Origin of the sequence: Rhizobium sp. LjRoot258 (genome assembly GCF_964254185.1) — a bacterium.
Classification (GTDB): domain Bacteria; phylum Pseudomonadota; class Alphaproteobacteria; order Rhizobiales; family Rhizobiaceae; genus Rhizobium.
In genome coordinates, this window is record NZ_CAXUST020000001.1 from 2288427 (window position 1) to 2301047 (window position 12621).

General features: G+C 59.7%; 12 protein-coding genes. 7 read left to right on the forward strand and 5 right to left on the reverse strand.

Going from position 1 to position 12621, the window contains the following annotated elements; genetic code table 11:
- Positions 1-54 precede the first annotated feature (54 nt).
- From ACSQ9D_RS11355 to ACSQ9D_RS11370, 4 genes are all read right to left on the reverse strand, one after another.
- Positions 55-1242 carry an NAD(P)/FAD-dependent oxidoreductase gene (locus tag ACSQ9D_RS11355; RefSeq protein WP_436282320.1) on the reverse strand — a complete coding sequence of 396 codons (1188 nt, stop codon included), beginning with the start codon at positions 1240-1242 and terminating at the stop codon, positions 55-57.
- Positions 1243-1343: 101 nt separating this feature from the next.
- The gene (locus tag ACSQ9D_RS11360) at positions 1344-1862 is read right to left on the reverse strand and encodes a lytic transglycosylase domain-containing protein (RefSeq protein WP_436282321.1); all 519 of its coding nucleotides are present in this window, start codon (positions 1860-1862) and stop codon (positions 1344-1346) included.
- Positions 1863-2123: 261 nt separating this feature from the next.
- Complete coding sequence (locus tag ACSQ9D_RS11365) at positions 2124-2888, reverse strand: N-acetylmuramoyl-L-alanine amidase (RefSeq protein WP_436282322.1); 765 nt, start codon at positions 2886-2888, stop codon at positions 2124-2126.
- Entirely contained in the window at positions 2885-3592 is a 708-nt protein-coding gene (locus tag ACSQ9D_RS11370) for a J domain-containing protein (protein WP_024313633.1), read from the reverse strand. The genes ACSQ9D_RS11365 and ACSQ9D_RS11370 overlap by 4 nt, the downstream gene beginning before the upstream one ends.
- A 366-nt stretch (positions 3593-3958) precedes the next feature.
- Between ACSQ9D_RS11370 and ACSQ9D_RS11375 the strand changes: the two genes are divergently transcribed.
- The 3 genes from ACSQ9D_RS11375 (at position 3959) to ACSQ9D_RS11385 (ending at position 6913) form a co-directional block, all read left to right on the forward strand.
- On the forward strand, positions 3959-5170 hold the full coding sequence (locus ACSQ9D_RS11375) for a pyrophosphate--fructose-6-phosphate 1-phosphotransferase (protein ID WP_436282323.1): 1212 nt from the start codon (positions 3959-3961) through the stop codon (positions 5168-5170).
- A 58-nt stretch (positions 5171-5228) separates the two neighbouring features.
- Positions 5229-5864, forward strand: a complete 636-nt coding sequence (locus tag ACSQ9D_RS11380; RefSeq protein WP_436282324.1) for a LysE family translocator — start codon at positions 5229-5231, stop codon at positions 5862-5864.
- 113 nt (positions 5865-5977) lie between these two features.
- Positions 5978-6913 (forward strand): transglycosylase SLT domain-containing protein, encoded by a 936-nt coding sequence (locus tag ACSQ9D_RS11385; RefSeq protein WP_436282325.1) that lies wholly within the window; start codon positions 5978-5980, stop codon positions 6911-6913.
- Here the strand turns inward: ACSQ9D_RS11385 and ACSQ9D_RS11390 are convergent, their stop codons facing one another.
- Entirely contained in the window at positions 6914-8293 is a 1380-nt protein-coding gene (locus tag ACSQ9D_RS11390) for a serine hydrolase domain-containing protein (RefSeq protein WP_436282326.1), read from the reverse strand.
- 171 nt (positions 8294-8464) lie between these two features.
- On the opposite strand from ACSQ9D_RS11390, the gene ACSQ9D_RS11395 reads away from it, so the two are divergent.
- The 4 genes from ACSQ9D_RS11395 to ACSQ9D_RS11410 all read left to right on the forward strand — a co-directional run bounded on the left by ACSQ9D_RS11395 (position 8465) and on the right by ACSQ9D_RS11410 (position 12620).
- Positions 8465-9709, forward strand: coding sequence for a DUF3419 family protein (locus ACSQ9D_RS11395; RefSeq protein ID WP_436282327.1), 1245 nt, complete (start codon positions 8465-8467; stop codon positions 9707-9709).
- 50 nt (positions 9710-9759) lie between these two features.
- On the forward strand, positions 9760-10377 hold the full coding sequence (locus tag ACSQ9D_RS11400) for a class I SAM-dependent methyltransferase (RefSeq protein ID WP_436283818.1): 618 nt from the start codon (positions 9760-9762) through the stop codon (positions 10375-10377).
- 131 nt (positions 10378-10508) lie between these two features.
- On the forward strand, positions 10509-11306 hold the full coding sequence (locus ACSQ9D_RS11405) for a glycoside hydrolase family 25 protein (protein WP_037119883.1): 798 nt from the start codon (positions 10509-10511) through the stop codon (positions 11304-11306).
- An 81-nt stretch (positions 11307-11387) separates the two neighbouring features.
- Positions 11388-12620, forward strand: coding sequence for a lytic murein transglycosylase (locus ACSQ9D_RS11410; protein ID WP_436282328.1), 1233 nt, complete (start codon positions 11388-11390; stop codon positions 12618-12620).
- The last annotated feature ends 1 nt before the right edge of the window (position 12621 follow it).

Sequence of the window (12621 nt, forward strand, 5' to 3'; positions counted from 1 at the left end):
TACGCAATAATGCAAGGGCTAGCCGAAGCGCCTCCTCGCCACCGACGCGCTTGCCTAGCGGAAGACAGGCGTCAGTTCCCTGCCGAAGTCCTCGGCCCCGAGCCAGCCTTGCGTCATGATGACAGCGCCCAGTCGACCGAGCTCATCCGATGATTTCGCGGCAACGAAATTGCCACCGGTCAGCACCGCGATCCGCGGCGACCCCGTATATCCCACGTAGGGATACGCACTTGTCGTGAAGGTCGCCACGCACGGCGCTGAGGTCGTTGGGCAGCCGGCCAATGCTGGCATGAGGCGCAAAGCCGTTGACACCAGATGATCGCACTCAAGCGAATCGCCGTCAGAGCGAAACCATGCTCCGATATCCTCCAGCGTGTCGAATGAGCGCGTTTCCAGATCGCCGCCGAGCTTGAGATACGTCTTGCCGTCGGGATAGCCGACCGGCGGAAGGATATAGACATGGTCCTCGTCGCGGTCACCAAAGACGATCGTTGAAGGCATTTCGGAGAAGATCTTCATTTCCCGCTCACTAAGCTCGAAGAAGGCGACGGTGCGTGCCGCAACCCGAACATCGATGGCATCAGGCAGAAGATCGTTGAAATTGCTGAACCCGCCGGCGGCGACCAGCACACGTTCCGCGGTGTAGCGCTTGCCGTCCGCATGAGCCTCCACGAACGTGCCTTCGTCACGAACAGCAGCAACGGTTGCATCGATGACCGTCACACCGGCCTGCTCGGCAAGTTTGGTCTGAGCCCGAACCAACGCGCGCGGATTGATGTGGCCCGCACGCCGCGCCTCGAGATAGCCGTTGAACGAAGGACTGAGCGCAAACTGAGGAAAGCGGTCGCGCAATGCCGCAGGCGGCAATGTTTCGACGTCGAGATCGAGCGCTTCGATTACCTGCAGCGCCCGCCCAAGGAATCCCTGGCCCGGTCGGGCGGGCGGTCCGGCAAACAGACAGCCCGCCTCCGAGAAAAAGGAAATGCCGCTCTTCGCTTCGATTTCCCGGTAGCGGTCGAGCGAGCGTGCCGCCAGCGTCGCCCAGACCATATTGTCGTCGAAGGACCGGGTGATGCGGGCCTCGTCATAATGGCTGGCAAAAACACCATGATGGCTCTTGCGCTCCGCTGGCTCACCGGGGCCGATGAGCGCAACACCGTCGATCATGCCGGAAAGATGGCGGGCCGCAGCCGCGCCCATCATTCCGCGTCCGACGATGATCACCTTGAAATCAACGGCCATATGTCACCTCATTCAGAGGCGAGATAACACAGGCGCCAAGTTGAATCATATTCTTACGTGCCCGGTCGAGAAGCGAACCTTAAACAAGCAGTTTCAGATGATCAGTCAAGCATCGCCAGGACCTTGCCGCAATAGGCCTTGGAGACCGGATTCATGCGGGTAGCACCGTGGCCGGCATTGTACTTCAGGATCGTGTCGCAGGTTTCGCCACCGCCGAGCTGATGCGCTGTAGCCAAGTATTTCATGCCGAACTTGATGTTTGTCTCGGGATCGAACAGGCCCTTCCTCGTACCCGAGTAGCCCATCATCTTGGCCGTGGCCGGCTTGATCTGCATGAGGCCGACTTCACCCGCGCTACCGCGTGCATCGGGATTGAAATTGCTCTCGACGCGCACGACCGCCTGAGCAAGCTCGACAGGGACGTTATATTGGTTTGCGTATTTGATGATGAGAGCTGAATATTTGTTGGCGGTGAAGTCCGGCATTGCATAGCCGCTAGTGCGATCGACAGTCTTCAAAGGAAGTGTCTGGATCCTTCCACCCCACTCGCCCGCGAAGGCGCAATTGATGCCCATCAACAGTGTACTGACGCACACTGCAGCAGAAATAATCTTATTCATTCAGTCTAATTACTCCGACCCAAAGAATTTCCGGATCATGATTTGAATAACAATCCGGCTATATGCAGCAGATATACATTAACTATTCTGCAGCAATTCTTTTTGTTTCAATTGACGACCGCCTGAAACCCCAAAACAAACCAGACGTCGCTGTTCGACGTTGGCGTTAGACCATCGCAATGAGGAGATAATAGGGAAATCATGTGGCGGCGCAGCAGACTCCCGAATTCTTCGGAGTCGGCGCTGTCATAAAAGTACGACTTATGAGGAGTAGTGTGAAAGCGACGCCAGCAAACGATGCAGCGTGTCTATCGTCGAAAAATCCGCGATTCCATCGATCCGAGCAGGCCGGAAGTGGCGCTGGAAGGCCTCGACATCGCCTGCCGTCTTGTCGGAGAATTCGCCTGTGATTTCTGTCGCATAACCGTAAAGCGAGAGCATCGACTGCAACGCCTCGACCGGCTGGCCGCGGTCACCGCGTTGGAAAAATCTTCCACCAGCAATCGGGGCAGGCTCGACCCAGTGCCCGACACCGGCTCTGTGGAGGTCTTTCCAGGGAAATTTTTCCCCCGGATCAACCTTGCGAATCGGTGCGACATCGGAGTGCCCAAGCACCCGTTCGGGCGCGATTGACCAACGTTGGCCGCAATCTCGACACAATTCAACGAGCGCCTGAATTTGTTCTTGCGGATACTCGGGAAGACCGCCGGGATGCCCCGCATTGGCGATCTCGATCCCGATCGACAGAGAGTTGATATCGGTCTCGCCCCGCCAATAACTCTTGCCGGCGTGCCAGGCGCGGCGCTCCTCAGGCACGAGCTGAAGAACCTCGCCGTCTTCACTTACGAAGTAGTGACTCGAGACCTGGCTCTCGTCACGACAGAGCCATTCCAACGCTCCATCCGCCGTTGGCATGCCTGTATAGTGCAGAAGGATCATGTCAGGCTTGCGCCCGTCCGCACGCTCGCCGTGATTGGGCGAAGGACGAACGCTCGCCTTCCGGTAGTCGGCCTCGAACGAGGTCATGCGGCGCGGCGTTCCTTTTCGATTGCCTCGTAGGCTGCATTCAGAGCTGCCATTCGCTCATTGGCGATGGCATGGAACTCGGCCGGTACACCGCGGGAAATCAGCCGATCCGGATGATGCTCGCTGACAAGGCCATGATAGCGGCGGCGAATCGTCGTGAAGTCATCGGAGGGCGACACGCCGAGCACCTTGTAGGGATCACGTCCCATTGAGACATGGCGCGCGGCAATCCTTTCGAAATGCTCTTCATTCATATGGAAGATCTCGCCCACATGCCGCAGGAACGCGAGCTCCTTCTCGTGGACGAGCCCATCCGCCTTGGCGATATGGAAGAGACCGTCTAGAACCTCTTCCAGCACCGGGCAGTTGGCGGCGCATGTCACGCACAAAGACGACAAACGCTCCGCGTAGGCCTCGTAACCAGCGACGTCCTGACGCGCCAGATTGTAGAGACGTGCGACGTTCTTCGCCTGCTCAGGCGGGAACTCGAAGATCTCACGGAAGGCATCCACCTCCTTCTCGCTCACGATACCATCGGCCTTGGCCATTTTTGCCGACAGAGCGATGATCGCGACCGAAAAGGCGACCTTCCGGCGCGTCTCGGGGTCGCCCTCGAAAACCGTCCGAATGGCCTCGACGACCGCCGAAAGCACATTGCCCGCAGTGTTGCCAATGGCATTCAGCAGTTTTTCCCAGAAGGACATAAAAGTCTCTCGCAATGCAAATAGGTGTAAACACCTTGACCAAATAATGGTTGCCTTTGCAAGGCGGCGATTGGTCGTGGGGCGGAATACACTTTTCACAATTCGTTCATGGTTGCACTTGGAATCATCCCAGCATCGCACCCCGGCGAGTTCCAATTGCTGCCGGCCGGGTGACGGTCGCGATTTCCACAACCCTTCAGCACGGGCATCTCGAGCTTGAAACGATTATATCAGCGCTTCCGTCTGCCTTCGCCGTTCAGGGCATGATTTTCATAATAACTACACTTTACATGCCCCTTTCCCTGTCGCATCCATGCGTTAGGTAAGCAGCACGCAACTGCGCTGATACGTGACAATGGAGGGATCATGGCCAAACAGAAAGTCGCAATGCTCACGGCTGGAGGCCTGGCACCCTGTCTGTCGTCCGCGGTCGGCGGACTTATCGAACGCTATAGCGACGTGGCGCCTGACATCGAGCTCGTCGCCTATCGCTCCGGATACCAGGGCGTGCTCCTCGGCGACAGCGTCAACATCACCGCCGATATGCGGGAGAAGGCGCCGCTCCTGCATCGCTACGGCGGCTCCCCGATCGGCAATAGCCGCGTCAAGCTCACCAACGCAGCCGACTGCGTGAAGCGCGGTCTCGTCAAGGAAGGTGAAAACCCGTTGCGCGTGGCAGCCGAACGCCTCGCCAACGACGGGATCACGATCCTTCATACGATCGGCGGCGACGACACCAACACCACGGCGGCCGACCTCGCTGCATATCTGGCCGCCAATGGCTACAATCTGACGGTCGTCGGGTTGCCCAAAACGGTCGACAATGACGTCGTCCCCATCCGCCAGTCGCTCGGCGCGTGGACGGCTGCCGAAGTCGGCGCACACTTCTTCGACAACGTCAGCAACGAGCAGACGGCAGCACCGCGCACCCTGATCATCCACGAAGTCATGGGACGCCACTGTGGCTGGCTGACGGCGGCAACCGCCCGCGCCTATCTACAGCGGACGAAGAATTACGAATATGTCGATGGCTTCATGACGAACGCCAAGATGAAGAGCATCGACGCGGTCTATCTGCCCGAGATGGCGTTTGATCTCGATGCGGAAGCGGCCCGGCTGAGGGAAGTCATGGACCGCACGGGCCATGCGACCGTGTTCGTTTCGGAAGGCGCCTGCCTCGACGCCATCGTCGCGGAACGTGAAGCGGCGGGCGAAACCATCAAGCGCGACGCCTTCGGACACGTGAAGATCGACACGATCAACGTCGGCGGCTGGTTCCAGAAGCAGTTCGCTGGCCTCATCAACGCCGAACGTTCGCTCGTGCAGAAGTCCGGCTACTTTGCCCGTTCGGCCCCCGCCAACAGCGACGACCTTCGTCTCATTCAGAGCATGACCGACCTTGCCGTCGAAAGCGCCCTCAACAAGGTTTCCGGCGTCACCGGTCATGACGAAGCGCAGAACGGCAAGTTGCGAACGATCGAGTTCCCGCGCATCAAGGGTGGCAAGGCCTTCGACACGTCGACCAAATGGTTCGCGAAGGTCATGGGTACGATTGGACAGAAATACCAGGCAGCATGATTGACTGAGGGTTGATATGGTGTCTTTGCTTTTACCTTAGGGAATAGGAGGAGATTCCATGTCGCTCGAAGCCTGGTTCGCTTTTGCCGCTGCGTCTGCAATCATGCTGGCCATTCCAGGCCCGACGATTCTCCTCGTCGTTTCCTATGCCCTCGGCCATGGACGCAAGACGGCGCTCGCGACCGTAACCGGCGTTGCGCTCGGCGACTTCACCGCGATGACCGCATCGCTATTCGGATTGGGGGCCGTACTGGCGGCCTCCGCAACCCTGTTCACTGTATTGAAGTGGGTCGGTGGCGCCTATCTGATCTGGCTCGGCATCAAACTCTGGCGAGCCCCCGTCATTTCCGAGCCCATGGCAGACAATGACAACCTGCCCGAAAAGAAATCGCTCAAGGTTTTCCTCCACGCCTATGTCGTCACGGCGCTCAATCCGAAGAGCATCGTGTTCTTCGTCGCATTCGTTCCGCAGTTCCTGAATCCGGCTCAGCCGTTTTTCGGCCAGATGCTCATCATGGAAGCCACCTTCCTCGTTCTTGCAACCATCAACGCTTCCACCTATGCGCTCGCCGCAAACGCAGCGCGCGGCCTCATTCGCAAGGCAAGCGTCCAGCGCGCGGTCAACCGCACCGGCGGCACTTTGCTCATTGCTGCAGGCGCCGTCACAGCCGGCTATCGGCGCATCGCCGCGTAAACAATTCCGGCGGGTTGCAGCAAAGCAACGAATACGTTAATTGCGGAATCCGGGCTTAAGGTTTTTTGTAACTTCTAACGCTGCCGGGGCGGCGCATTCACGAAAGTGAGAGTATGGTAGCGATCGGTTTTTCCGGCCTGAAACGCAGTCTCATCGTTTCCACGATGCTCTGCGGCGTTGTCGCCGGATGCACGAGCGTCGAATACACGTCGCAGGCCGAATTGACCGCAGCCCAGACCGTTGTTCCGACGCCGAAGCCGGGCGAAGACGCTACGCTTGCAGCCGTGCCCGCCGGCGAAGGAACGACAGAAACGGCGATGATCCCCGCCGCTGACCAGACGGCAACCGCCCTCGCAGCGCCCGCCATGCCGGCAACCGATCCCTCCCAGTTGAACGGCCAAATCCAGACAGCGACGGCAACGGGTTATGCGCAGATCCCGCTGACGCCTGAGATGACGGCAATTCAGTCCGTCGTACCGACCCCGCGCCCGGGAACCCCCTCGCCGTCGACGCAGCTTGCCTTTGCCGCGACGCCTCAGAACGGCGGCGGTGCCATTGCCGCGCTTTCCGCGATCGACACCACGCCGCATCCGATGATGGACTACGGCTTCGATACGTCAGGCCCCTCAGACCCACCGGCGGCTCCACCCATGTTCAGCGACAGCGACGACGATGGCGCGCCGACCGTCGAGAAAAGTGCGATCACCAGGATCATCGACAAGTACTCGAAGCTTTACCAGGTGCCCGCCTCGCTGCTTCACCGCGTCGTGCATCGCGAAAGCCGCTACAATGCCAAGGCCTATAACAAGCGCGGTTATTTTGGCCTGATGCAGATAAAGTACAATACGGCCAAGTCGATGGGCTACGATGGCCAACCTGCCGGCCTGTTTGATGCCGAGACCAACATCAAATACGCCGCCAAGTATCTCCGCGGCGCCTGGCTTGTCTCCGACAGCAGTGAAGACGATGCTGTCCGCCTCTATGCGCGTGGCTACTATTACGACGCCAAGCGCAAGGGCATGGACGACGTCGCCCACGGCAACTACTGACTACTGCCGAGGAAGCGCCGCTAGAATCTCCTTCACGAGGATCTGCGGTCTATAGCGAAGCCAGCTTGGCGTCAGCCCGAGCCTGACGACGACAAGCTTCGCAGACGGCACGATCGCGACACTCTGTCCATCATGCCCTTCCATCCAGAAAGTGTCTTCAGGAAGACCGGCAGTGGCGCTGCTATCGCCGCCCGGCGCGGCGAGCCAGGCCTGCGCCTGCGTGTATTTGCCGCCCGAGGCGGCAGTCGGCGTCCTCATTGCCGCCATGAACCGTTCCGGCAACAGCCGCTGTCCATTCCAGACGCCGTCCTGAAGAAGAAACTGGCCGAAACGAGCCCAATCCCGCGCTGTGGCGTAGAGATAAGAACTGCCGGCAAAGGTGCCGCGGGCATCGACCTCCAGAACGGCGCTCGACATGCCGAGCGGATCGAACAGCGCCAGCTTGGGATAGGCAAGCGCTGCCTGCATGTTGCCGATCCGATCCATCCATATCTTCGAGATCAACACCGATGTGCCGCTCGAATAGTTGAAGCGCTCGCCCGGGCTCGCCTCCAACGGGAGGCTCGCCGGCAGTGCCGTCATATCTGCATCGAGATAGAGCATTCGTGTGACATCGGCGACCGTGCCATAACTCTCGTTGAAGGCCAGGCCGCTCTCCATGCCTAGCAGATCGCTGAGCTTGATTGCTGAATGATCGCCGCCCTGCCACTGCGGCAGGAGGGCTGCGTCACCAAACGCGATCTTGTTGTCGAGCATCAGCCGTCCGACGATCGCCGCATTGACGGTCTTCGTCATCGACCAGCCCGTCAGCGGCGTCGTGGGAATGAAACCGTCACCGTAGCGCTCGGCGATGATACGGCCGTTGTGAACGACGACAACCGCGCGCGCTGCAGGACCGATCAAATCGCTGTCTGAAAGCAGCGCGTCGACACGGCTGTCATCGACCGTCGCGACGGCATTGCCCTCCGGCCATATCTCATCATTTTTCGGCTCTGGAGCGACAGGACGATCGGGCACTGCGCTCGCGGCCGCTTTAAAATCCCCGTCCGGCACGCTGCTGCAGCCGAGTGCGCCGCGATAGATCGCATAGCCCGGTGCGAAGACCCCGAGGATGCGCGCTGTAACTCGCTTCTCGTGCCTGTCGACAGCCACACGCACCAGCCGCAGCAACGGATTTCCGGGCGCCTGAACGTCCTCGTAGAGCACCTGTTCAGGATCTCGCCCTGCGAGGAAGACGTTCGAGCAAACGATCTTGGCTGCATAGCCATCACCCACTCGCAGCAATTCCGGTGGGCTGACGTAAAGCCAAGCCGCACCCATAGCGACGATTACGACCAGCAGAAGGGCAAGTGACTTCACGGCACGCAGCACAAATCGCATGTACGGTCCTCCATGCCTGCAAGAGAAGCAGGAAAGCCCGCGGCGCGAAAGACCCCAACGCCGGATGCGTTTCTATTTGCAGCCGTGGAAAGCCCTGCCCACAGCCTGCGTCATCAAACTGTAGTGACGGCGCGCTAAACGCCCTGAACGCTAAAAGGGTGAAAGACTCATATGACGGAATTTGCACCGGATGCCGGCTTCCGCAAGAACCGGAAACTCAAGGCAGCCCTTCTCCGCCACAATGCCTTCTCCAAGGCAGGCTTTTCGGAACGGCTTTTCGGCCTATTGTTTTCCGGCTTGGTCTATCCGCAAATTTGGGAAGATCCCGACCTCGACATGCTGGCGATGGAGCTTCAGCCGCATCACCGCATCGTGACGATCGGCTCCGGCGGCTGCAACATGCTCGCCTATCTCTCCAAAAGCCCGGCGTCGATTGATGTGGTGGACCTTAATCCGCATCACATCGCCCTCAATCGGCTGAAACTCGCGGCGTTCCGTCACCTTCCCGGACACGCCGACCTCGTTCGCTTCCTCGCCACACCTCGCGAAACGTCGAACAGCCACGCCTTCGACCAGTTCCTCGCAGCAAATCTCGACGAGACAACTCGGAACTACTGGAATGGCCGTAAGTTCGGCCGTCGGCGCGTGACGGTTTTTGACCGCAACATCTACGAAACGGGCCTCCTCGGTCGGTTCATCGGTGCCGCCCACCTGCTTTCCCGCTTGCACGGCGTCGACCTGACGGAGATGACAAAGGCACGTTCGCTGCGCGAGCAGCGCCAGTTCTTCGACGAGAAGATCGCACCGCTCTTCGACAAGCCGGTCGTACGCTGGATCACCGGCCGCAAGAGCTCGCTGTTCGGCCTCGGCATCCCACCGCAGCAGTATGACGAACTGGCAAGCCTCGCAGCCGACCAGTCGATCGCTCCCGTTCTGCGCCACCGTCTTGAAAAGCTCGCCTGCCACTTCCCCATGCAGGAAAACTATTTTGCCTGGCAGGCTTTCGGTCGCCGCTACGCGCCGAAGGGTGAAGGCCCGCTTCCGACCTATCTCGAACCGGCGAACTACGAGGCGATCCGTGCCAATGTGGATCGCGTCAACGTTCATCATGCAAGCTTCACCGAGCTGCTCGCCGGCGAGCCGGCCGCCTCGCGCGATCGTTATATCCTTCTGGATGCACAGGATTGGATGACGGACCAGCAACTGAATGATCTATGGGCCGAGATCAGCCGCACGGCGCGTGAAGGCGCTCGGGTGATTTTCCGCACCGCGGCCGAAAAGAGCATCATCGAAGGACGCCTGTCGCCTGCGATCCGCGATCGGTGGACCTACATGGAGGAACGCTCGATCGAACTGACGGCGCTCGATCGCTCGGCGATCTATGGCGGCTTCCATATCTACAGGAAGACCGCGTGAAAGGCGTCGACACGAACCCGGTCGTCGAGGACGACCGCCATGCCGCCCTGATGGATGGCATGTATCGTTATCAACGCCACATCTATGACATGACCCGCAAGTATTACCTGCTCGGTCGCGATCAGACGATCCGCAATCTGAATGTGCCGGCAGGCGGCACGCTGCTGGAGGTCGGTTGCGGAACCGGCCGCAACCTCGCGCTTGCCCATAGATATTATCCGCAGGCTAAGCTCTACGGCCTCGATATTTCGGCAGAGATGCTGATCTCCGCGCGCAAGACATTCGAGACCAAAGCCACGCTCCCGGATTTCCGTGTCGCGGACGCGACGGCCTTCACGCCGCGCGAATTCGGCGTCGGCGGCTTCGACCGCATCCTCATTTCCTACGCGCTCTCCATGATCCCGGACTGGGAGTGCGCGATCGACTCGGCCTTGGCCGCCCTAGCTCACGGCGGCGAGTTGCACATCGTCGATTTTGGTCAGCAGGAACGCTTGCCGGGCTGGTTTGCGCGTCTTCTCAAGGCATGGCTGCGAAAATTTCACGTGTCGCCGCGTGCCAATCTGCGGCAGGTTCTCGAGTCTCAAGCCTCTGAAAACAAAGCACGACTGACGTTCGAGACCATTGGCGGCGGCTATGCCTGGCGGGCCGTCATTGTGACCAAACCTTGACATTTCGCTTGAAACTAACCGAATTTTTACGTTGATATGGAAAATAGAGGGGACATTCCTCTGCTGGACGCGTTTATCACGAAGGTCGAGCTGTGGGGCAAAAAATCCATTCGTTTCGCGACGGAACATCTATGCGCCGGCTTCTGTTTTGCGTTTTGCCGTTGGCCGTCATGCTCGCTGGATGCACGTCATCGGGCTATGACTATCTCGAAACAGCGTCCGTAAAGCCAAAAACGCGCTTCAAGGACACCGATCCTCAGGACTTCGGAACAAAGCATCCGGAGAAGCAGCCGATCCACGGCATCGACGTGTCGAAGTGGCAGGGCGATATCGACTGGCAGACGGTCAGGAACTCCGGCGTCGCCTTCGCATTCATTAAAGCGACCGAAGGCAAAGATCGCATCGATCCGCGTTTCAATGAGTACTGGCAGCGTGCCCGCTCCGTTGGCATTCCCCACGCGCCCTATCATTTCTACTATTTCTGCTCGACGCCTGACGAACAGGCCGACTGGTTCATCAGCAATGTGCCGAAGGATTCGATGCGCCTGCCGCCCGTCCTCGACGTCGAATGGAACTCGGAATCGAAGACCTGCCGCTATCGGCCCGATCCGGCAACGGTCCGCGCCCAACTGCAGCGCTTCATGGACCGGCTCGAGACCTATTACGGCAAGCGTCCGATCATCTACACGTCGGTCGACTTCCATCGCGACAATCTCGTCGGCTACTTCCAGAATTATCACTTCTGGGTCCGCTCCGTCGCCAAACATCCCGAAGTTACCTATGCCGACCGTCGGTGGGCCTTCTGGCAGTACACGTCGACGGGCGTCATCCCTGGTATCAAGGGCCCGACGGACATCAATGTTTTCGCCGGATCGAGCCAGAACTGGCACAACTGGGTAGCGGCGGTCTCCAAGGACACGAATTCTTAGTAACGTCCCCTCGTCTTTCTTGCTTCCGTCACAATCATCTGGGAAATCGACGGAATTCCATTGACGACGAGGATCGAAACTATGCACCGCTCGCCCGCAAGCCGCACGGCACTTGCACTCCTTTTTGCTGCCGGCCTCGCCACCGGCGCTGCCGCGCAGACGCCGGCACCGAGTGCACCGGCTTCGCAGGCGGCCGCCCCCGCGTGTGACGGCGATCTCTCTGAATTTCTGGCCGGCGTAAAGGCCGATGCAATTGCATCAGGCGCATCTGCTGAAGCCGCCAACAAGGCGCTGGAGGGCGCACAGATCGACCAGAAGGTTTTGAGCCGCGACCGCGCTCAGGGCGTGTTCAAGCAGACCTTCCTGGAATTCTCGCAGCGCACCGTCAGCCAGGCCCGCCTCGACATCGGCCGCCAGAAGATGGAGCAATATGCGGATGTCTTCGCCCGTGCCGAACAGGAGTTTGGTGTGCCCGCCGGCGTCATCACCGCCTTCTGGGCCATGGAGACCGATTTCGGCGCCGTGCAGGGCGATTTCAACACCCGCAACGCCCTCGTGACGCTCGCTCGTGATTGCCGGCGGCCCGAGTTGTTCCGCCCGCAGTTGATTGCACTCATCGAAATGGTAGAGCACGGCGATCTCGACCCCGCGACCAACACCGGTGCCTGGGCCGGCGAGATCGGTCAGGTTCAGATGCTGCCTCGCGATATCATCGCCTACGGTATGGACGGCGACGACGACGGCCATGTGCGCCTCAAGCAGAGCGCCCCCGATGCGATCCTGACGGCCGCCAAGTTCATCGAGCATCTCGGCTTCCAGAAGGGACAGCCGTGGATTCAGGAGGTTACACTTCCCGACAACCTCCCTTGGGAAAAATCCGGCATCGGCGGTCCGCTGACGGCCAGCGAGTGGTTTGCCCTTGGCGTCAAGCCGCGGGATGGCAACACGAGCTTCGGCAATCTGCACGGCGACCTGATACTGCCGCAGGGCCGCCTTGGCCCTACCTTCATCGCTTACCCGAACTTCCAGATTTACCTCGAGTGGAACAAGTCGTTCATCTACACGACCTCGGCCGCTTATTTTGGGACCCGCCTTGCTGGTGCCGAGCCCTATCTCAGGGGCACGCCTGAACAGGGCCTTTCCAATGATCAGATGAAGGAATTGCAGACGAAGCTCGGAACCCTCGGCCATGACGTCGGCAAGGTCGACGGCATCCTGGGTTCGGGCACGCGCGTAGCCATCCAGAAGGAGCAGCAGCGCCTCGGCATGCCGGCCGACGGCTGGGCAACACCGACGCTCCTGAACTCCCTCTGAT